At 65.6% G+C, this 20,979-nt stretch carries 20 protein-coding genes; 8 read left to right on the forward strand and 12 right to left on the reverse strand.

What is annotated here, in order from left to right; translation table 11 throughout:
• Positions 1-64: 64 nt before the first annotated feature.
• From flhA to flhB, 3 genes are read left to right on the forward strand one after another with little or no spacing between them, the layout of a single operon-like run.
• A complete protein-coding gene (gene flhA, locus ACCD06_RS00235) occupies positions 65-2,158 on the forward strand; it encodes a flagellar biosynthesis protein FlhA (RefSeq protein WP_413337904.1) in 2,094 nt (697 codons plus the stop codon).
• A 4-nt stretch (positions 2,159-2,162) separates the two neighbouring features.
• Positions 2,163-2,921, forward strand: a complete 759-nt coding sequence (locus tag ACCD06_RS00240) for a flagellar biosynthetic protein FliR (protein WP_413337906.1) — start codon at positions 2,163-2,165, stop codon at positions 2,919-2,921.
• Positions 2,922-2,924: 3 nt separating this feature from the next.
• On the forward strand, positions 2,925-4,007 hold the full coding sequence (flhB, locus tag ACCD06_RS00245) for a flagellar biosynthesis protein FlhB (RefSeq protein WP_413337907.1): 1,083 nt from the start codon (positions 2,925-2,927) through the stop codon (positions 4,005-4,007).
• A 59-nt stretch (positions 4,008-4,066) separates the two neighbouring features.
• On the opposite strand, the gene ACCD06_RS00250 is transcribed toward flhB, so the two are convergent.
• Complete coding sequence (locus tag ACCD06_RS00250) at positions 4,067-4,594, reverse strand: hypothetical protein (protein ID WP_136702129.1); 528 nt, start codon at positions 4,592-4,594, stop codon at positions 4,067-4,069.
• A 253-nt stretch (positions 4,595-4,847) separates the two neighbouring features.
• Between ACCD06_RS00250 and folP the strand changes: the two genes are divergently transcribed.
• The 3 genes from folP (at position 4,848) to thiD (ending at position 8,336) form a co-directional block, all read left to right on the forward strand.
• On the forward strand, positions 4,848-6,005 hold the full coding sequence (gene folP / locus ACCD06_RS00255) for a dihydropteroate synthase (protein WP_413337909.1): 1,158 nt from the start codon (positions 4,848-4,850) through the stop codon (positions 6,003-6,005).
• 142 nt (positions 6,006-6,147) lie between these two features.
• The gene (gene glmM, locus ACCD06_RS00260; protein ID WP_109073627.1) at positions 6,148-7,521 is read left to right on the forward strand and encodes a phosphoglucosamine mutase; all 1,374 of its coding nucleotides are present in this window, start codon (positions 6,148-6,150) and stop codon (positions 7,519-7,521) included.
• Entirely contained in the window at positions 7,518-8,336 is an 819-nt protein-coding gene (thiD, locus tag ACCD06_RS00265) for a bifunctional hydroxymethylpyrimidine kinase/phosphomethylpyrimidine kinase (RefSeq protein ID WP_109073626.1), read from the forward strand. The genes glmM and thiD overlap by 4 nt, the downstream gene beginning before the upstream one ends.
• A 48-nt stretch (positions 8,337-8,384) precedes the next feature.
• On the opposite strand, the gene ACCD06_RS00270 is transcribed toward thiD, so the two are convergent.
• The 7 genes from ACCD06_RS00270 to cyoA form a co-directional block, all read right to left on the reverse strand.
• Complete coding sequence (locus ACCD06_RS00270; RefSeq protein ID WP_199231868.1) at positions 8,385-8,951, reverse strand: response regulator transcription factor; 567 nt, start codon at positions 8,949-8,951, stop codon at positions 8,385-8,387.
• Positions 8,938-10,215 (reverse strand): ATP-binding protein, encoded by a 1,278-nt coding sequence (locus ACCD06_RS00275; protein ID WP_413337912.1) that lies wholly within the window; start codon positions 10,213-10,215, stop codon positions 8,938-8,940. Before ACCD06_RS00275 ends, ACCD06_RS00270 begins: the two co-directional genes overlap by 14 nt.
• 89 nt (positions 10,216-10,304) lie before the next feature.
• Positions 10,305-11,075 (reverse strand): SURF1 family protein, encoded by a 771-nt coding sequence (locus ACCD06_RS00280; RefSeq protein WP_413337914.1) that lies wholly within the window; start codon positions 11,073-11,075, stop codon positions 10,305-10,307.
• The gene (cyoD, locus tag ACCD06_RS00285; RefSeq protein WP_109073623.1) at positions 11,072-11,494 is read right to left on the reverse strand and encodes a cytochrome o ubiquinol oxidase subunit IV; all 423 of its coding nucleotides are present in this window, start codon (positions 11,492-11,494) and stop codon (positions 11,072-11,074) included. Before cyoD ends, ACCD06_RS00280 begins: the two co-directional genes overlap by 4 nt.
• Positions 11,491-12,150 carry a cytochrome o ubiquinol oxidase subunit III gene (gene cyoC, locus ACCD06_RS00290; RefSeq protein ID WP_413337916.1) on the reverse strand — a complete coding sequence of 220 codons (660 nt, stop codon included), beginning with the start codon at positions 12,148-12,150 and terminating at the stop codon, positions 11,491-11,493. Before cyoC ends, cyoD begins: the two co-directional genes overlap by 4 nt.
• Before the next feature lie 3 nt (positions 12,151-12,153).
• On the reverse strand, positions 12,154-14,151 hold the full coding sequence (gene cyoB / locus ACCD06_RS00295) for a cytochrome o ubiquinol oxidase subunit I (protein WP_413337918.1): 1,998 nt from the start codon (positions 14,149-14,151) through the stop codon (positions 12,154-12,156).
• 14 nt (positions 14,152-14,165) lie between these two features.
• Complete coding sequence (gene cyoA, locus ACCD06_RS00300) at positions 14,166-15,293, reverse strand: ubiquinol oxidase subunit II (protein ID WP_413337920.1); 1,128 nt, start codon at positions 15,291-15,293, stop codon at positions 14,166-14,168.
• Between the two features lie 184 nt (positions 15,294-15,477).
• Between cyoA and ACCD06_RS00305 the strand changes: the two genes are divergently transcribed.
• Positions 15,478-16,785: an MFS transporter gene (locus ACCD06_RS00305; RefSeq protein ID WP_413338357.1), complete on the forward strand. Its 1,308-nt coding sequence runs from the start codon at positions 15,478-15,480 to the stop codon at positions 16,783-16,785.
• A gap of 118 nt (positions 16,786-16,903) precedes the next feature.
• Positions 16,904-17,323: a WD40 repeat domain-containing protein gene (locus tag ACCD06_RS00310; RefSeq protein WP_136702137.1), complete on the forward strand. Its 420-nt coding sequence runs from the start codon at positions 16,904-16,906 to the stop codon at positions 17,321-17,323.
• A gap of 182 nt (positions 17,324-17,505) precedes the next feature.
• Here ACCD06_RS00310 and ACCD06_RS00315 read toward each other — a convergent pair whose 3' ends face one another.
• From ACCD06_RS00315 to ACCD06_RS00330, 4 genes are all read right to left on the reverse strand, one after another.
• Positions 17,506-17,844: a hypothetical protein gene (locus ACCD06_RS00315; RefSeq protein ID WP_109073618.1), complete on the reverse strand. Its 339-nt coding sequence runs from the start codon at positions 17,842-17,844 to the stop codon at positions 17,506-17,508.
• A 20-nt stretch (positions 17,845-17,864) separates the two neighbouring features.
• Positions 17,865-18,461, reverse strand: a complete 597-nt coding sequence (locus ACCD06_RS00320; RefSeq protein WP_146205327.1) for a hypothetical protein — start codon at positions 18,459-18,461, stop codon at positions 17,865-17,867.
• A gap of 498 nt (positions 18,462-18,959) precedes the next feature.
• Complete coding sequence (locus ACCD06_RS00325; protein WP_109073617.1) at positions 18,960-19,454, reverse strand: hypothetical protein; 495 nt, start codon at positions 19,452-19,454, stop codon at positions 18,960-18,962.
• Entirely contained in the window at positions 19,451-20,977 is a 1,527-nt protein-coding gene (locus ACCD06_RS00330; protein ID WP_413337923.1) for a nitrilase-related carbon-nitrogen hydrolase, read from the reverse strand. Before ACCD06_RS00330 ends, ACCD06_RS00325 begins: the two co-directional genes overlap by 4 nt.
• Positions 20,978-20,979: the final 2 nt, after the last annotated feature.

The following is a 20,979-nucleotide window of genomic DNA, read 5'->3' on the forward strand; positions in this document are numbered from 1 at the left end:
GGTTTTACCGCACCCCACTATCGTTGCCGGAACGTCCTTCCTCCACAAACCCATCCGGACCCCCATGACCCTCACGGATCACGTCCGCAGCCGGTTCGGCCTGCTCGGCGACATCGGGCTGGCGAACCGCGACGTGCTGTTCGCGGTCGGCATCCTGCTGGTGCTGGCGGTGCTGTTCCTGCCGGTGCCGTCCTGGTTCCTCGATCTCGGGCTGGCGCTGTCCTTCTCGGTCGCGGTGCTGGTGCTGATGGTGTCCCTGTGGATCCCGCGGCCGCTGGACTTCTCGTCCTTCCCCACCGTGCTGCTGGTGGTGACGATGCTGCGGCTGGCGCTGAACATCGCCTCGACCCGGCTGATCCTCAGCGAGGGGCATCACGGCCACGGCGCCGCCGGCCACGTCATCCAGGGCTTCAGCCAGTTCGTGATGGGCGGCAACTTCGTCATCGGCGTGGTGATCTTCTGCATCCTGGTCGTCATCAACTTCGTCGTCATCACCAAGGGCGCCACCCGCATCGCCGAGGTCGGGGCGCGCTTCACGCTGGACGCCATTCCCGGCAAGCAGATGGCGATCGACGCCGACCTGTCCGCCGGCATGATCGACGAGGTCGAGGCGCGCCGCCGCCGCAAGGAGTTGGAGGACGAAAGCACCTTCTACGGCGCCATGGACGGCGCCTCGAAATTCGTGCGCGGCGACGCGGTGGCCGGTCTGGTCATCACCGTCATCAACGTTCTCGGCGGCATGGCGATCGGCATCGTCCAGAAGGGGATGAGCTTCGACGCCGCCGCCTCCGCCTACACCACCCTGACGGTGGGTGACGGGCTGGCGACGCAGATCCCGGCGCTGGTGGTGTCGCTGGCCGCCGGCCTGCTGGTGACCAAGGGCGGCAACATCGGCTCCGCCGAAAAGGCGGTGATCGACCAGCTCGGCGCCTATCCGAAGGCGCTGCTGGTGGCGGCCGGTCTGCTGGCGGCGTTGGCGCTGACGCCAGGATTGCCGATGGCGCCCTTCCTCGCCATCGGCGCCGCCTTCGCCGCGCTCGGCTGGTACGCCCCGCGCCGCAAGGCCCGCGCCGCGGCCCTCGCCAAGCTGGAGGAAAGCCGCAAGGCGCCCCCAGCCGCCCCCGAAGAGTCGGTGGAGGACATGCTGAAGGTCGACGAGGTGAAGGTGGAGGTCGGCAACCACCTCGTCCCGCTGATCCTCAACAAGAACGGCCCGCTGACCACCAAGGTGAAGACCCTGCGCAAGCGCTTCGCCACCGAGTTCGGCTTCGTCCTGCCCTCGGTGCGCATCAAGGATTCCAGCTTCCTGCCGCCCAAGAGCTACGTCATCAGCATCATGGGGGTGGAGGCGGCGAAGGGCGAGGTGCGGCCCAAGCACCTGCTCGCCATCGACCCCACCGGCGGCGCCGTCCCCGACATCGCCGGCGACGCGACGCGCGAACCGACCTTCGGCCTGCAGGCCAAATGGATCGACCCGGCCCGCCACGAGGAGGCGGTGGCGAAGGGCTACACCGTCGTCGATCCGGAAAGCGTCATCACCACCCACCTGACCGAGGTCATCAAGGACAACCTCTCCACCCTGCTGACCTTCGCCGCCCTGCAAAAGCTGATCGACGGGCTGGGCCGCGAGTACCAGAAGCTCATCAACGACATGGTGCCGAGCCAGATCTCGCTGGTCGTCCTCCAGCGTGTCCTGCAACAGCTGCTGTCGGAACGGGTATCGATCCGCAACCTGCCCGCCATCGTCGAGGCGGTGGCGGAGGCGGTCGGCTGGACCCGCCACATCACCCTCATCACCGAACATGTGCGCATGCGGCTGGGCCAGCAGATCCACCAGGGTCTGGCCGGTCCCGACGGCTTCGTGTCGGTCATCGCGCTCAGCCCGCGCTGGGAACAGGCCCTGCTCGACCACATCGTGGTGGAGGGTGACGACCGCCGCTTCGTCATGCCGCCCAGCCAGGTGCAGGAGTTCCTGACCGCCGTGCGCCTGAAGATCCAGAAGCACGCGACCTCCCAGATCTGGCCGGCCCTGCTGGTGGGGGCGGAGGTGCGCCCCTTCGTCCGTTCCCTGCTGGAGAGGGTCAGCCCGATGACGCCGGTGCTGAGCCATGCCGAGCTTCACCGCAAGGCGTCGCTCAAGACCGTCGATCAGGTTTAGGCTGATGGTTGACCTCAGCCAGTTCCTGACCCTGGAGATCTACCGCGGCTTCATCGTACTGGCGCGGGTGGCGGCGGCCATCAGCCTGTTGCCGGGCTTCGGCGAGGCGGCGGTGCCGATGCGGGTGCGGGCGGCGCTGGCGATCATCGTCACGCTGGTGCTGCTGCCGGGGGTGGACGGCCTGCCCGAGCGCATGCCGGACCAGCCGGTGGAGATGCTGCGCGCGCTGGCGGGCGAAACGCTGGTCGGCGCCTATCTCGGCCTCGGCGCCCGGCTGTTCATGGCGGCCCTGCAGACCACCGGCGCCCTGGTGGCCCAGGTGGTCGGGCTCAGCAACCCTTTCTCCATGGAGGCGGCGGGGTTTGAGGGCGGATCGGTGCTGTCCGGCGTGCTGCTGATCGGCGGGCTGGCTCTGCTGTTCGCATCGGACGTTCATTACCTGATGATCGGCGCGCTGGCGCGCTCCTACGGCTCCTGGCCGGCGGGGGTGTTCCCCGATTTGGGCATGGTCGCCCAGCGCTTCGCCGAACTGCTGGCGACCACCTTCCGCCTCGGCGTCGGGCTGGCGGCGCCCTTCATCCTCTATGGGCTGGTGGTGAATGTGGCGCTCGGGCTGGTCAACCGGGTGATGCCGGCGATGCCCGTCTATTTCGTCGCCACCCCCGGCGTGCTGATGGTCGGCATGGGCCTGTTCATGGCGACCGCCGGCGCCATGCTGACCGCCTTCGTCGCCGCACTCGGCGGCTGGCTGTCGGGGTCCTGACGCATGGCGGAGCAGGACGACGAACAGAAGACAGAGGAACCGACAGAGAAACGCCTGCGCGAGGCGGCGGAGAAGGGCGACGTCCCCCGTGCCCGCGACGTCGGGCTGCTGTCGGCGATGGTCGCCGCCTGGATGATCGTGCTGATGGCGGTGCCCGGCGTCGCGTCGAACCTGTCGTCCCTGCTGCTGCCGCTGATCGAGAACCCCGACGACATCCGCATCGACGGCAGCGCCGTCGACGTCATCCACAGCCTCACTTGGCTGATCGGCGGCGTTGCGGTGGCCCTGCTGCCGGTGTTGGGCATCCTGCTTGGCGGGGTGGTGGTGTCGGCGCTGGGGCAGGGGCCATTCGTCGTGGCGTCCGACCGCATTCAGCCGAAATGGTCGCACCTGTCGCCCGCATCGGGCTGGAAGCGGATCGCCGGACGCCCGGCGCTGGTCGAATTCGCCAAGAGTCTGGTCAAGCTCGCCATCATCAGCGCTGCTGCCTGGCACGCGCTGGCGCCCTACATCGCATGGACGGAGGATACTGTGGGCATGGACGTCGCCGGATTGCCCGTGCTGCTGCGGGACGTGACCTTGCGGCTGCTGCTGGCGGTCCTGCTGGCGACCGTCCTGATGGCGGCGGTGGACGTGCTGTGGAACCGCCTGGAATGGCGCCGCCGCCTGCGCATGAGCCACCAGGAGATCAAGGACGAATACAAGCAGATCGAGGGCGACCCCAACGCCAAGGCCCGCCTGCGCGACATCCGCCGCTCGCGCTCCAAGAAGCGGATGATGGCGAACGTCCCGCGCGCCACCGTGGTCATCACCAACCCCACCCATTTCGCCGTGGCGCTGGAATACGAACGCGGCCGCACCGCCGCCCCGATCTGCCTCGCCAAGGGCGCCGACCTGATCGCGCTCCGCATCCGCGCGCTGGCCCAGGAGCACGACATCCCCATCGTCGAGAACCCCCCGCTCGCCCGCGCCCTCCACGCCTCGGCCGAGGTCGACGCCACCATCCCGCTCCAGCACTATCAGGCGGTGGCGGAGGTCATCACCTATGTGCTGAAGCTGAAGGGCGGGCTGGCGCGGCGGGGGTGAGAAATGGGCGGAATCGCTTTCTCTCCCGCAGGAGAGGACAGGAAGCTTCTGGCTTTACGTCAGCGGAGGCTGCTGGGTTCCTCCAGGAAGCCGGCGTCCTCAAGCGACGGGCTTGTCATTTTGAAGCAGTTGTCGTTGCAGTGCACATAAAGCAGACTTTTGATTCTGTTCATAAAATCAATCGGCCTGAACGGCATCGAAACCAACGCGCATATTCCTGCGTCCGCAGCTTTCTCCGCCATTTTCGGCGTCACTGCAGAGCTGGTGATCACGAATGGGATTATGGAGATATGCTTTATCTTCGCTTCTAGAAGTGGGTCTTTTGTCTGGCGAAATCTGACCATATCCAGAAACTGAAGCGCTTTCTCACGGATGGTATCTGCGTTTATGATGACAATATCGATCTCTTTCTCAGAAAGAAGCGAGAGAGCGTCTTCGGTGGAGAATGAGCGATAGATGTCTTTCAGTTTAAGGCCAGTAAGGGTTCTTTCCATTAGATCGCTTGACAATATATTGCAGTCAACAACCAAGGCGGATGCAGATTTAAAATTACATAGCTTGGTGCAAATGTTGCTCTCGATACCCATTATTGCAAGAACCTGGATGTAAAGTTGCCCTGCTTGACTGTGGTAATCGGTTCTTAAGATGTAATTAAAGGATGTCCGGGAGAACTCCTATCTTCCTCAGCCGAACCGGTGAGAAACCACCCATATGCGCCATCTGCGATCTCCTCCCGGTCCTGGAGCGGGGGAGGGGGCCGTCCGCGATGGCACCCTTGCCATCCCGCCGGGCGCGTGCCAGGAACGGTATCGCCAGCCCGTGACGTGAAGGGGACCCCCGATGCCGCCGCTCTCCGCAAAGCCCGCTTCCAAATCGGCCGCTTCCAAATCGGCTGCCGGGTCGCTCGCCGGCTTCTGTCCCTGGGCGGGGGAGGACGGGGTGCGGGTCTATCTTCGCCCGGTCGGCCTGATGCCCATCGCCGCCTGGGCCAAGGGCGCCGCGGTGCCGCTGGCCGGCGGGCGCTTCGCCTTCTCCACCGCCGAACTGATCGTGCGCGACCAGGCCTCCCGCATCGACCGCGCCTTCGCGCCGCTGTCGGAGATCATGGCCTGGGGCTGGGAGCGCTCCCGCGCGGTGGCGGAGGCGCTGGACCGCCAGCTCGGCGCCCTGACCCGCGCCCGCGCGCCTTTCGCCGGATTGGCGACCGACCGGCCGCAGATCATGGGCATCGTCAACGTCACGCCGGACAGCTTTTCCGACGGCGGCGACTTCTTCGATCCCGCCGCCGCCATCGCCCATGGCGAGGCGATGCTGGCCGCCGGCGCCGACATCCTGGACATCGGCGGCGAATCCACCCGCCCCGGTGCCGCCGCGGTCCCGCCGGAGGAGGAGGAGCGGCGCGTCCTGCCGGTCATCCGCCATTTCGCCGCGAAGGGGGCCACCGTCTCGGTCGACACCCGCCACGCCAGCGTGATGGACTCCGCTGCCGCGGCCGGCGCCCGCATCGTCAACGACATCGCCGGGCTGGGCGACCCGCAGGCCCTGCCGGTGGTCGCGCGTACCGGCACTCCGGTGGTGGTGATGCACATGCAGGGCGAACCCGGCACCATGCAGGCCAACCCGACCTACCGTGACGCCGCGCTCGACGTGTTCGACTGGCTGGAGGAGCGGGTCGCCCGCTGCGTCGCGGCCGGTGTGCCGGCGGAGCGCATCGCCGTCGATCCCGGCATCGGCTTCGGCAAGTCGACGGAGCACAATATGGACATCCTGCGCCACACCTCGCTGTACCATGCGCTGGGCTGCACGGTGCTGATCGGGCTGTCGCGCAAGGGCTTCATCGGCCGCCTGTCGCGCGGGGAGCCGCCGAAGGAGCGGCTGGCCGGCTCGCTCGCCGCCGGACTGGAGACGCTGAACCAGGGTGCCCAGATCCTGCGCGTCCACGATGTGGCGGAGACGGCGCAGGCCCGCGCCGTCTGGGAGGCGCTGCATCCGCGCTGATCCACCTCTATAACCCTTTCGCGCAGCCGCCGAAGGAGGCTTGACCCGGCCCGGCTGCCGCGCGAAGAAACATCCTTCGCTTGCGCTTTCCGCCGCGCGATCCGACATCCGGGGCTGGAGACGGACTCTGCACGAGGTTTTCATGACGCGACACCTGTTCGGCACCGACGGCATCCGTGGCACCGCCAACATCGACCCGATGACCGCCGAAACGGCCCTGCGCGTGGCGATGGCGACCGCGCTGCAGTTCCGCCGCGGCGACCACCGCCACCGGGTGGTGATCGGCAAGGACACCCGCCTGTCCGGCTATCTGCTGGAACCGGCGCTGACCGCCGGCTTCATCTCGATGGGGATGGACGTGGTGCTGGTCGGGCCGCTGCCGACCCCGGCGGTCGCCATGCTGACCCGCTCGCTCCGTGCCGACATGGGCGTGGTGATCTCCGCCTCGCACAACCCCTATCAGGACAACGGCATCAAGCTGTTCGGCCCCGACGGCTACAAGCTGTCGGACGAGGTCGAGGCCGCCATCGAGCGGCGCATGGCGCTGCCCTTCGGCCCCGATCTCGCCGGCCCCGCCGATCTCGGCCGCGCCAGCCGTCTGGACGACGCCACCGGCCGCTACATCGAATATGTGAAGAACACCTTCCCGCGCGGCCTGCGGCTCGATGGGCTGAAGATCGTCGTGGATTGCGCCAACGGCGCCGCCTACAAGGTCGCGCCCAAGGTGCTCTACGAGCTGGGGGCCGACGTGATCCCGGTCGGCGTCAGCCCCGACGGCACCAACATCAACAAGGGCTGCGGCGCCACCGCCACCCAGGCGCTGCAGGAGCAGGTGGTCGCCCACGGCGCCCATCTCGGCATCGCGCTGGACGGCGACGCCGACCGCCTCATCATGGTCGACGAAGCCGGCCGCCCGATCGACGGCGACCAGCTGATGAGCCTGATCGCCACCTCCTGGGCGCGGTCGCAGACCCTGCGCGGCGGCGGCGTCGTCGCCACCGTCATGTCCAACCTGGGCATGGAGCGCCATCTCGGCGGCCTTGGCCTGCATCTGGCCCGCACCCCCGTCGGCGACCGCTATGTCGTCGAGCTGATGCGCGAGCGCGGCTACAATGTCGGCGGCGAGCAGTCGGGCCATGTCGTGCTGTCCGACTATTCCACCACCGGCGACGGGCTGATCGCCGCGCTTCAGGTGCTGGCGGTGCTGATCCAGGCCGATGGCCGCGCGGCCAGCGAGGTTTGCCGCGTGTTCGATCCGGTGCCGCAGAAGCTGACCAACGTCCGCTTCTCCGCCGGGACCAAGCCGCTGGAGGATGCCGTTGTCCAGCAGGCGATCAAGGACGGCGAGGCCCGTCTGGCGTCCGGCGGCCGCATCCTGATCCGCAAGTCGGGCACCGAACCGGTCATCCGCGTGATGGCGGAGGGCGACGACGAGGCTCTGGTCCACAGCGTGGTCGCCGACATCGCCGACGCCATCCAGGCCAGCGCCGCCCGCAGCCTGGAGGCCGCGCAATGAGCGCCAGCAACACCGTCAATGGCCGCGTCCTGATCGTCGCCGGCTCCGATTCCGGCGGTGGGGCCGGCATCCAGGCCGACATCAAGGCGGTCAGCGCGCTCGGCGCCTATGCCATGACCGCCATCGCCGCGCTGACGGCGCAGAACACCACCGGCGTCTATGGCGTGGTGCCGGTCGATCCCGCCTTCGTCGCCCTGCAGATGAAGCTGGTGCTGGAGGATATCGGCGCCGACGCGGTGAAGATCGGCATGCTCGCCAACGCCCCCGTCATCGAGGCGGTGGCCGCGGAGTATGAGGAGCGCGCCGTCAACGTGCCGCTGGTCCTCGATCCGGTGATGATCGCCAAGAGCGGCCACCATCTGCTCGACCCCGACGCCGTGCTGACTTTGCGCCGGCGCCTGCTGCCGCTGGCCGAGGTGGTGACGCCCAACCTGCCGGAGGCCGAGGCGCTGACCGACCTGCCGATCCGTGATCTGGACGACATGCGCCGCGCCGCCGAACTGATGCTCAGCTTCGGCCCGAAATCGGTTCTGCTGAAGGGCGGCCATCTGGAGGACGACACCCTCTACGACCTGCTTCTGACCGAAGAGGGCGAAACGGTGTTCGAGGGTCGCCGCGTCCACACCCCCCACACCCACGGCACCGGCTGCACCCTGTCCTCGGCCATCGCCGCCGGTCTGGCCCAGGGCCTGAGCACCCGCGACGCGGTGGCCCGTGCCCGCCGCTATGTCGAAACAGCGATCCTGACCGCCCCCGGCCTGGGCCACGGCCACGGCCCGCTCAACCACCTGCACACGGTGCGGGAGTTCTCGTAAAAGGGCAGGAGCATAACTCCCTCTCCCGGGGCGGGAGAGGGCGCACGCTCACGGCACCCGCTTCTTCTCCAGCTTGCGCGCCAGCGTGCGCCGGTGCATGCCGAGCCGTCTAGCGGTCTCGGAGATGTTGAAGTTCGTCTCCACCAGCGTCTCGTGGATGCGCTCCCACTCCAGATTCTTGATCGAGGTGGTGCGGACGGCCGGCGCGATGGAGGTGTCGCCCTCGGTGCGCTCGAAGGCGGCCTCGATGTCGTCGGTGTTGGACGGCTTGGCCAGATAATGGCAGGCGCCCAGCTTGATCGCCTCCACCGCGGTGGCGATGCTGGCGAAGCCGGTCAGCACGACGATGCGGGTTTCCTCGTCCGCCTCGTGCAGCTCCTTCACGCATTCCAGGCCCGACCCGGTGGCGAGCTTCAGGTCGACCACGGCATAGTCGGGATCCAGCGTCTCCAGGATCTCCCGCATCTCCTCCAGCCCGGCGCAGGCATGGACCTCGTAGCCGCGGCGTTCGAAGGACCGGCGCAGCGCGCGGGCGAAGGACGCATCGTCCTCGACGATCAGCAGGGTGCGGTCGCCCCCCTCGAACTCGGGCATCTCCAGTTCAGTCGTCTCCATCGGAGCCTCCCGGCGACAGGGCGGACAGCGGCAGGGTCAGCGTCACGGTGGCGCCGCCGGCGGCCCGGTTCTTGGCCGAAACCGTCCCGCCCAGCTTGCGCAGCACATTCATCACCAGGAACAGGCCAAGCCCGCTGCCCGGCCGCTTCTTGGTGGAGCGGTAGGGCTTGCCCAGCTCCTCCAGGATGGCGGGGTCGAATCCGGGGCCGCAGTCGTTGACCGCCACCACCAGATTGTCGCCCTGCCGCAGCGCCGCGACGCCGATCCAGTCGGGGGAGGCCTCCAGCGCATTGTCCAGCACGTTGAACAGCACCTGTTTCAGGGCGAGGTCGGCGATCATCCGCTCCTGCGGCCCGACGGTGTTGTCATAGTCGAAGCGGCCGGGCGAGCGGCTGGACAGCCAGTCCTCCACCAGACCGTCGAGGAACCCCTTCACCGTGGTGCGCACCGTGCCCTCGCCGCGTGCCTCGCCGGACGACAGCAGGATGCCCGACACGATCGCCTTGCAGCGGTCGATCTGGTTCTGCATCTCCGCCATCTCATCCGCCAGATCGGGATCGGATTTCAGCGCCGGCATGCGGCGCCAGTCGTTGAGGATCACCGACAGGGTGGCGAGCGGCGTCCCCAGCTCATGCGCGGCGCCCGACGCCAGCAGCCCCATGCGGACGATATGGGCCTCTTCCATCGAGCGCTGGCGCAGTTCCGCCAGATAGGCGTCGCGGGCGCGCAAATTGCGGTTGATCTGGGTGAGGAAGGGGACCAGCAGGCTCGCCGCCAACACGAAGCAGATGAACATCCCCTGGATGTGCAGGCTGAACAGCTCGCCCTCATAGGCGGGGGGCAGGGGAAGCGGCTGGTGCGTGCCGATCAGCCAGGTGAAGCCGGCGGTCGCCACCAGAACCAGCGCCCAGGCCGACCACGCCTCCAGCAGCACCGCCCCCAGCGCCACCTGCAGCAGATACAGCGAGATGAAGGGGTTGGACGCCCCGCCGCTGAGATAGAGCTGAAGCGTCAGCGCCCAAACGTCGATCAGCAGCTCCAGGAAAAGCTGGGTGTTGGAGACGGCGGAACTGCGGCGGATCTGGATCAGGCTGGCGATGTTCAGCGCCACCAGCACGAAGATCACCGCCGCCATCGGTAGCAGCGGCAGGCGGATGCCCATCTGCAGATGGACGATCAGGATCGTCACGATCTGCCCGACGACGGCGAGCCAACGCAGCTGGACGAGCAGGAACAGGTTTTTGCGGTCGGTGGTATCGCGCACGAAAGACGTCCTGTTCCTCACCCGGTTCATCAGCCCACCGATATATATAGAGAGTGAGCGAGAAGAGGGGAGTTTTCGGGGCGCCTGATTCATGCCCTCCGGCGCCGCATCTCGCTGCGGATCACGTACAGGACGGCGCCGATCAGCATCAGGTCCAGCGCGAACCAGGTCAGCGCATAGCTGAGATGACTGTTGGGGAAGCTGACCACCGTCAGCCCGCCGACCGGCCAGCCGCCGGGATTGCGGGTGCCGTCGGCATCGATGAAATAGGGGGCGACCCGCTCCAGCCCCTTCGACGCTGCGATGGCGGCAACATCGCGGGAGTACCAGCGGCCGGCGGCCGGATCGTTGCTGCGCAGGAACCCGCCCTTCGGCTCGGTCAGGCGCAGAAGGCCGGTGACGCTCACCTCTCCCTGCGGCTGCCCCTCGGCGCGGGATGCGGGATCACGCTTTTCCGGCGGCACGAAGCCGCGGTTCACCAGAACGGTGAAGCCGCGGTCGGTGACCAGCGGGGTCATCACCCAGAACCCGCCGCCCAGGTCGGTGACGGCCTGCACCAGCGTTTCGCGGTCGTTCAGGAAGTGGCCGGTGACGGCGACGCGCCGGTATTCGTCCGACGCCGCCGAAACCGACGGCCACGCCTCCGGCCCCGGAGCGGGAACCGGTGAGGCATGGATGCGGGCGTCCACCCGCTCGATCAGATCCAGCTTCCACACCCGGCGTTCGAGCTGCCAGATGCCGAGCGCGGTCAGGCCGGCGACGCCGGCCAGCGCCAGAAGGCCGAAGAGGGCCAGCGCCCAGACCGGGCGGGCCCTCTTCGGTGTGCCGCCCGCAGGGGGCGCGGACGGCAGTCCGGTCACGGCATCTTGCTCATGTCGTGGGTCATGCCGGGCATCATGTTGTGGTTCAGGTGGTACATCACCCAGAGCGAACCGGCGAACATGATGACCACGACGATGATCGTGAAGATCATCGCCAGCATCGACCAGCCGCCTTCGACGCGGCCGTTCATGTGCAGGAAATACACCATGTGGACGAGGATCTGGACCACGGCCAGCGCCAGGATCACGACCGTGGTGGTCGCATTGTCCAGCGTGCCGTTCATCACCAGCCAGAACGGAATGACCGTCAGGATCACCGACAGGACGAAACCGATCATATAGCTGCCGAAGGTGCCGTGGGCGCCCGCGGGGTGGCCGTGGTCGTCATGACCGTGACCACCGTGGTCGTGCCCGTGGCCCTGATGGGCGTGGTGGTCGCTGTGCGCGTGGGTGCTCATCGCAGCGCTCCCATCAGATAGACGAAGGTGAACACACCGATCCAGATGACGTCCAGGAAGTGCCAGAACATGCTGAGGCACATCAGGCGCCGGCGGTTGGCCGGGATCAGGCCGCGGCGGGCGACCTGGACCATCAGCGTCACCAGCCACACGCTGCCGAAGGTGACGTGCAGCCCGTGGGTGCCGACCAGCGTGAAGAAGGACGACAGGAAGGCGCTGCGCCAGGGGCCGGCACCCTCATGGATCAGGTGCGCGAACTCGAACAGCTCGATGCCCAGGAAGGCGAGGCCGAACAGCAGCGTGATGAACAGCCAGGCCTGGGTCTGGCCGGTGCGGCCCTTTTCCATCGCCAGCATGGCGAAGCCATAGGTGATGGAGGACAGCAGCAGCATGGAGGTGTTCAGCGCCACCAGCGGCAGGTCGAACAGTTCCTTCGGCGTCGGGCCGGCGGCGTAGCTGGTGCCCAGCACGCCGTAGGTCGCGAACAGAACCGCGAAGATGAGGCAGTCGCTCATCAGGTAGATCCAGAAGCCGAGCGCGGTGCTGGCGGCTTCGTGGGCGTGCTCGTCCCTCACATAGAAGACGGGCGGGGTGGCGTCACGCGGGGTGTCGTGCCCCACGTGGCGGTCGTGCATGGCTTCAACGGTCGTCGTCATGCTTTACACCTGTCCGGAGAGCAGACGGGTCCGCTCGTTCTCGGTCCGCACCACCTCATCCACCGGGATGTGGAAGTCGCGGTTGTAGTTGAAGGTATGGTTGATGGCGACCGCCAGCAGGCCGATGAAGCTCACCGCGGCCAGCCACCAGATGTGCCAGACCAGGGCGAAGCCGAGCACGGTGCTGATGCCGGCCAGGATGACGCCGGTGCCGGTGTTGCTCGGCATGTGGATCGGGCGGAAGCCGTCCAGCGGACGGGCATAGCCGCGCTTCTTCATGTCCCACCAGGCATCGTTGTCATGGATGACCGGCGTGAAGGCGAAGTTGTAGCCCGGCGGCGGCGAGGAGGTCGCCCATTCCAGGGTACGGCCGTCCCACGGGTCGCCCGACACGTCGACCAACTGCTTGCGCTTCAGGACGCTGACGGCGATCTGGATCAGGAAGGAGCCGATGCCGAGCGCGATCAGGACGGCACCGAAGGCGGCGATCTGGAACCAGATCTGCAGCGACGGATCCTCGAACACGCGCAGGCGGCGGGTGACGCCCATCAGGCCCAGGACATAGAGCGGCATGAAGGCGAAGTAGAAGCCGATCACCCAGAACCAGAAGGACATCTTCCCCCAGAACGGATCCAGGCGGAACCCGAAGGCCTTGGGCCACCAGTAGTAGATGCCGGCGAACAGGCCGAACAGCACGCCGCCGATGATGACGTTGTGGAAGTGGGCGATCAGGAACAGGCTGTTGTGCAGCACGAAGTCGGCGGGCGGAACCGCCAGCAGCACGCCGGTCATGCCGCCGATCACGAAGGTCAGCATGAAGGCGATCGTCCACATCATCGGCAGCTCGAACCGGATGCGGCCGCGGTACATGGTGAACAGCCAGTTGAAGATCTTCGCACCCGTCGGGATCGAGATGATCATCGTCGTGATGCCGAAGAACGAGTTCACGCTGGCGCCCGAACCCATGGTGAAGAAGTGGTGCAGCCACACCAGGTAGGACAGGATGGTGATGACGACGGTCGCGTAGACCATCGAGGTGTAGCCGAACAGCTTCTTGCCGGTGAAGGTGGAGGTCACTTCCGAGAAGATGCCGAAGCACGGCAGGATCAGGATGTAGACTTCCGGATGGCCCCAGATCCAGATCAGGTTCACGTACATCATGGGGTTGCCGCCCATGTCGTTCGTGAAGAAGTGCGTGCCGACATAGCGGTCCAGCGACAGCAGGACCAGCACGGCGGTCAGGATCGGGAAGGAGGCGACGATCAGGACGTTGGTGCAGAGCGAGGTCCAGGTGAAGACCGGCATCTTCATCATGGTCATGCCGGGGGCGCGCATCTTCACGATCGTACAGATCAGGTTGATGCCCGACAGCGTCGTTCCGACGCCCGCCACCTGCAAGGCCCAGATGTAATAGTCGACGCCGACGTCCGGGCTGGCCTCCAGACCCGACAGCGGCGGATAGGCCAGCCAGCCGGTGCGCGCGAATTCACCGACGAACAGCGAGGCCATGATCAGGACGGCGCCGCCGACGGTCATCCAGAAGCTGAAATTGTTCAGGAACGGGAAGGACACGTCGCGCGCGCCGATCTGCAGCGGCACGACATAGTTCATCAGCCCCGTCACCAGCGGCATGGCGACGAAGAAGATCATGATCACACCGTGGGCGGTGAAGACCTGATCGAAATGGTGGGAATTGAGGTAGCCCTCGCTTCCGTTGAAGGCCATGGCCTGCTGGGCGCGCATCATGATGGCGTCGGCGAAGCCGCGCAGCAGCATGATCAGGCCCAGCACCATGTACATGATGCCGATGCGCTTGTGGTCGACGGTGGTGAACCACTCCGTCCACAGGTAGCCCCACAGCTTGAAATAGCTGAGGGCGGCGACCAGCGCGATGCCGCCGAGCACGACCGCGAAGAAGGTCGCGACCACGATCGGCTCGTGATAGGGGAAGGACTCCAGGCTGAGGCGCCCGAAGAGGAAGGTCGTCAGTGTCTCAAGCATGCCGGTGTGCCCAATCAGGGATTGGCCAGCCGCTGCGGTCCGGCCGGGGTGGCGGACGCGCTGATCGGCGTGACGGTGGGGCGCTGCACGGCGCCCGAGTTTGACGCAGCGGCTTCCGCCATCGCGGCCTGGGCGGCCTCGGCGACGGTGCACAGGCCGGTCGCTTGCGTGTCCGGGAAACCGGCCAGCGTGTTGGCCCGCAGGATCGCCTCGGCGGCGGCCTTGCCGCCCGCGTTCAGCCCGCCCGCACGGTCGATGGCGGCCATGTCGCTCATGCACATGGTGCCGGGACGCACGCACATGTTGACGACGGCGTTGAACAGCTTCGGATCGACGCTGCCGTAATGCTGGACCGGAACGGCCTCGCTCGGCTTTTCCAGCGCCAGATAGGCGTTGCGGTCGAGCGACCCGCCGGCCGACTTCACCTTCGAAACCCAGCCGTCGAAATCCTGGTTCGACAGGCCGAGGAAGTTGAAGCGCATGTGCGAGAAGCCGGCGCCGCTGTAGTTGGACGAGAAGCCCTTGTAGGTCCCCGGCTCGTTGATCACGGCGTGGAGCTTCGTCTCCATGCCCGGCATGGTGTAGATCATGCCCGCCAGCGCCGGAACGTAGAACGAGTTCATCACCGTCGAGGCGGTGAGGCTGAAGCGGATCTGCCGGTCGACCGGAGCCGCCATCTCGTTCACGGACGCGATGCCGTATTCCGGATAGACGAACAGCCACTTCCAGTCGAGCGCCACCACCTGCACGTCCAGCGGCTTGGCGCCGGCGGGAACGGGCTTGTCCGCGGCGATGCGGTCGAGCGGACGGTAGGGGTCGAGCTTGTGGGTGGTCACCCAGGTGATGGCACCCAGGCAGATGATGATCAGGAGCGGGGCGGCCCAGATCACCAGTTCAAGCTGCGTCGAATGGTCCCAGTCCGGTTCGTAGCGGGCCGTGCTATTGGACTGACGATAACGCCAGGCGAACAGCACGGTAAGCGCCATGACCGGGACGATGATCAGCAGCATCAGCAGGGTGGAGATGACCACAAGGTCTCCCTGCTGGTTTGCAACGTCGCCGGCCGGGTTCAGCACGACCAGGTTGCAGCCACTCAACGCCGCCATCACTGGCAGCAGGGCGATTGCGCGATAACGGCTCAAGGCAGGACCTGTTTCATAAGGTTTGCTTTGGGGAGACAGCTAGCGGCAATAGCCTAGCTATGACATTGGACAATTTGTCCAATGCCTGACTCCTGCGCGCTTGACAGGTCACCGAAAGTTGGTGCCCCATATTGTATGATCTGCGGATCATCGCAAGCGAAATAACGCAGCCGGAGCCGACATGATGACTTCATCGATTGCGGCCGTTGAACGGGATGCGAGGCTGGTGAACGCGCGGCATCACGGGGTCAACCCCGGAGAAATTGCCATCGGCGTTATCATCGGCCGAACATCCGAGTTCTTTGACTTTTTCGTTTACGCCATTGCTTCCGTGATTGTCTTCCCGAAGCTGGTGTTCCCCTATGTCGATCCGCTGACCGGGACCCTTTGGTCTTTCGCCATCTTCGCACTGGCCTTCGTCGCGCGACCGATCGGCACCTTCATCTTCATGGCCATCGACGAGAGTTACGGGCGCAGCGCCAAGCTGACCATCGCCCTGTTCCTGCTGGGCATCTCCACGGTGGCGCTGGCCTTCCTTCCGGACTACGAGGCCATCGGCGTCGCCGCCGCATGGCTGCTGGCACTGTCGCGCATCGGCCAGGGCATCGCGCTGGGCGGCACCTGGGACGGTCTGGCCTCGCTGCTGGCGATGAACGCGCCGGAGAATCGGCGCGGCTGGTACGCCATGATCCCGCAGCTGGGCGCGCCGATCGGCCTGATCGTGGCGAGCGGCCTGTTCGCCTACATGGTCAACAGCCTGTCGGCGGAGGATTTCTTCGCCTGGGGCTGGCGCTATCCCTTCTTCGTGGCCTTCGCCATCAATGTGGTGGCCCTGTTCTCCCGCCTGCGACTCGTGCAGACGCCGGAGTTCGAACGCCTGTTCCTGAACCGCGAACTGCAGCCGGCGCCCGTGGTGGAAACGCTGCAGATGGAAGGCAAGCGCGTGGTGATCGGCGCCTTCGCACCGCTGGCGAGCTTCGCCCTGTTCCACATGGTCACCGTCTTCCCGCTGTCCTGGATCTTCCTGAATGCGAATCAGGAAACCGGTGCCTTCCTGATCATCGAGGTGATCGCGGCCGCCTTCGGCATCGCGGCCATCGTCGCATCCGGCTACATCGCCGACAGGGTCGGTCGGCGGACGCTGCTCGGCACCTGTGCCGCCGCCATCGCGGTGTTCAGTGGGTTCGCGCCGCTGCTGCTCAACGGCGGGCAGACGGGCGAACTGGTGTTCATGGTGCTGGGCTTCGTCATCCTCGGCCTGTCCTTCGGCCAGTCGTCGGGGTCGGTGGCGTCGGGCTTCAGCCAGCAGTACCGCTACACCGGGTCGGCGATGACCTCCGATCTGGCCTGGCTGTTCGGGGCTGGCTTCGCGCCCTTCGTCGCGCTGTACCTGTCCAGCCATTTCGGGCTGATCGCGTCGGGCCTTTACCTGCTGTCGGGCGCGATCTGCACGCTGGTGGCGCTGCGGATCAACAAGACGCTCTCATCCTGATGGGGTACCCCCGCCCTCCGCCATCCTTGCGGCGGGCGGGCAACCATCATGACTTGTCGGAACCAGCTTGGCCGCCAATCTTGAACGGTGCAACGAACCGGAAAAGGCGGCCCGACCCATGCGATCGTCAACCCATTCCCATCCCGCCTTCCCTGGTCGCGGGCGTCTGCTCGTGGTGACGCTGGCCGCCCTTGCGGGTCTGTCGGCCTGCGCCGGGTTCGAGCCGGAATACCGTAAGCCGGGCGCCCAGCGCCTGACCGGGCCGGAGGTGTCGACACTGCTGGGCGGCCACACGCTGAGCATCGTCAACGCGCGCGGCAAGTCCTACGTGAACCGCTTTTCCAAGGACGGGTCGATCGTCATTTCCGGCGGCAAGGGCAACGAATACGGCCATTGGACGGTGTCGGGCGACCGCTATTGCCTGACGCTGGAGATCGATCCGCGCCAGCAATGCATGGAGATCTACAAGCTTCCCGACGGCCGCTACCAGATGGTCAATGCCGACGGGTCGCTGCGCAACACCTTCACGGTGGATTGACGTCGGAATTCGTGAATTTTCAAATGCCTTCTGAGGGATGCTTCAGGTTCGAAGCCATTCGCCGTGGACCATGTCTTTTGCCTTTCTCAGCCGTCATCCCCGCGACCGCAGGGATGACGGTGAAAAGACGCTGGGTGCGGTGGACGGATTTTTCAAATCAAAGACCGTTTCATTGGGTGCTCTCATGCGATGAGCGTAAAACCGAGGGCTGTATTCACAACGCTTTTGATGGCATCCATTATCGTATCGATAGCTTTCTGTATCACCTGCAAAGTCAAATGTGTCATTGCTACAATAACGCCCATCGTGGCGGTGATCTGCATATTCAATAGAGCTTTTGCGCCTTCGGTTGTGTAAGGCGGATTTGGTTTCATCATGGATTCTTCAATTGCGACGATCTGCATCGCTATTTTTTTTAGCTCTGGCACTGCATATACCTGAATATCATGCCATAAGGTGCCGGCTATATTTTTTCCAGCGGTAATCATCGTGTTGGTCAGCTGGTCCATATCGAGCGCCATTTTTTCCTCCTGCTAAGCCATTACTGCTTCGTTGATACGGAACCACCGCTTTTTTTAGCTATTTCAATCATGATTCCAGATCGCACAAGAGATCCGATCCCACCGACAAGTATGGGGTCATGTGCATCGGCCGGTATGCCTTTTCCTTGCTGTGCTTCATGAAACACTTTCAATTGGTCAAAGCCTTGTCTGATCAAATTCAAGAGAACAACAGAACAATCATTCTCGCCAATCTGCGCGATGACTTGTTGTGGGTCAGGCAATGGGATTGGTGAAGGCTTGGGCAATGGCGGCATCGCTTTGATGACCGCCTGCTTGACCAACTGGACCGAAGGGCAGCTGTTCAGTACCTTGTGGGCCTCTGCCCGGACGACCAATGTCGCCAGCTTCGCGTCCTGCGTAACGTAAAAGTCCTTGTTGGATGAGTAGGTTCCAGCCGGTGTGTTTGCCGCTGCAATCATCCTGTTGGTAAAGGCGGTCAGGTCAGTGTTAAATTGCGTGAGGCCATGATCGATCTGTTCATCATAATCGGATACAAGATGAACGGAGCAGCCGGAAATCAGTATCGAGGAAATAACCGCAAATAATACTGGTAAAATTCTGGTGAGTCGGCTCATGTGCACATCTCCTCATTTAAAGAGTGGACATCACGCGATGATGTGACAGGATGCAGCTTCACGGATTTAACTGATATACAACGGTACGTGAAAATTGCTTGTCGCGTAACTTTCAACGACGAGTAACTTTCAATGACGAAATGTATGCCATAATTTTACTGATGTATAATGCGCGGGTTGTGCATTTTCTTGCACAGAACTCTACGCGACTGGAGGCCATCCAATCAGGCGATGACAGAAAGCTGGACGCGAACACGCCACATCCGTGCAGTCCGCCTCTGCTTTCTTTCCGATGCGCTTCCTTGTCACAATGACATTCATGGTCCACAGATAATCAAGCAAGGACAAGTATAAATCACATAGCCGACAGTCAAAAATTCAGATAATACTATGGTATGCGCGTCAATTCGCGCGTCCTGCCGACCCGGATCGGAACCGGGCTAAGGTTGAGAAAATCAACGCCTCCGACGCAACAGACCGGAGGTCAAATAGGCATTCTCAGTCGGACCCAAGCGCATTGACGGTCAGCCGTCCGGCCGGCCAGGAGCGGATGAGGCCGGCGGCGCGAAGCTCCGGCAGGACGGCGCCGACCTGCTCCGTCGACAGCCCGGTCGCCTCGACGATGGCGGGACAGGTCCGCGGTCCGCTTTCCAATGCCGACAGAACCGCACCGGCGGTCGCGGACAGAGCGTCGGCCGGGCGCGGCGGGGTGTGACTGCGGGCGGCGGCGATCATGACCGCGAGCATGCGCAGCTGACCGAGTCGCTGCATCGCCTTCCCGCCCGGATCGTCCTGCAGGGACAGTGCGGTGTGGCAGCGGGCGGCGGTCCGGGCGAGGGCGGCAAGATCGTCGGTCCGGTCGGCGACGACTGCAGCCACCGCTTCCTGGGCCAGCGTCTCCAGTTCGGCATCCGCGACCGCCCAATCCTCCCGCCCGACGGCATCGAGCAACTCGTCGCCCAATCTCCGCAACGCCTGTTCCAGAGCGCTCATTTGCCATTCTCCTCGGCGGCGCAGGCCTCCTCCGGTTCCGGGTCGGGCAGGGCGGGCCAGTTGGCCGGCGTCCAGCGGGCGCAGGCATAGCCCGGCGCCGGATCGGCGAGCGGCAGGGTCAGGCAGGCGATGCGCGGGGCGCTGGCCTGGCTCGCCCGCGGCTGGAACAGCAGGGCGACGCCGCAAGATTCGATGATCTTGTCCTCTTCGCCGTTGGCGCGGCAGTAGCGGTTGAAGCGGTGCGACAGCGCCATGCTGTTGGCGACGATCACCCGGCAATAGCCGGCGCGCGACGAGGCTCCGCCCTCCTTCGCCTGCCAGCGTTCGGTGGTCAGTCCGCTGTCCATCACCGGGGTGACCAGCCAGTCCACCATCATGCCCGAGGCGATCCAGGCGCTCGGCTCCGTCCGCCCCAGATCCTCGCAGATGGCGACGGCGAGCCGGCCGAGGTCGGGCAGTTCGAACAGGGTGAAGCGGTCGCCGGTCTCGATGTCCTCGCGGGCGCAGTCCAGCAGCCGGCCGTTGCGGTCGCGCAGATCGTAGGAGCGGCATTGGTCGCTGTCGAGGTCCCAGCAATGCAGCTTGGTCTGGTCGGCGACCACCCGGCCGCAGCGGTCGAGCAGGATCGCACGGTTGCGCGGCCGGCCCTCCCCCTCCTCTTTCACGCCCAGCAGGGCATAGCGGATCGGGCCGTCCACCGCCTGGGCGCGCAGCGCCTGCCGGATCGCCGCCAGCGTATCGGGATGGACCGAGACCTCCGGGAACAGCACGAAAGTGGCGCCCTGCTGCGCCAACCCGGCGATGGCGTCGGCGGCGCGGCGGCCAAGCTCGCGCGGGGTGGGGTCGTACCAATCCTCGCCGCCGCGGCGGAACTGGTGGATGGCAAGGTCGTCCTCCGCCTCGGCCAGCGGGACGACACCGACGATTGGCGTCCAGCCGGGGTCGCTGGGGTCCTGATCGGACACCGCGGCGATGCGCCGGTACTCCACCGCGATGCGCCGTTTCGGATCGCCCTCGCGCTCCGCCTCGATGGTCAGGCTGGGCGGCACCGCCAGCAGGTTGGTGAACAGATCGACGGGATCGAACGCCTCGGGATCCGCGCCCGGTGAAAGGGCGTTGGGCGGCGCCGTCTCGCGAATGTTCATCGCCCGGGCGAACAGGCCGGGCCGCAGGATCAGCTGCCCGTCGGCGGCATCGGCATTGAACCGCCCGTCACGGTTCAGGCGGCGGCGCGCCTCCAGCCGCTCGGCCGGAAGCGGGTGGTCGCTCCTGATGTCGTAACGGGAGGCCAGCGGCGCGAACCAAGCGTCGATGGCCTGCGCCGCCGCCAGCATCCGGTCGAGGTCCGATCCGGCCCAATCCGCCAACACCCGGACCCCGTTCCGCAGGCGCTCCGCCGCCTCGTCGGCCAACCGGCCGGCCCGGTCGTGGTCCGCCTCCAGCGCTTCGGCCAGAACGTGGACCCCGTCGCGGCGCTCCTGCAATTGGCGCCACAGACTCATGAACAGGTCGGCCGGATGCATGC

The organism is Azospirillum sp. CT11-132, assembly GCF_047302835.1.
Taxonomy (GTDB): domain Bacteria; phylum Pseudomonadota; class Alphaproteobacteria; order Azospirillales; family Azospirillaceae; genus Azospirillum.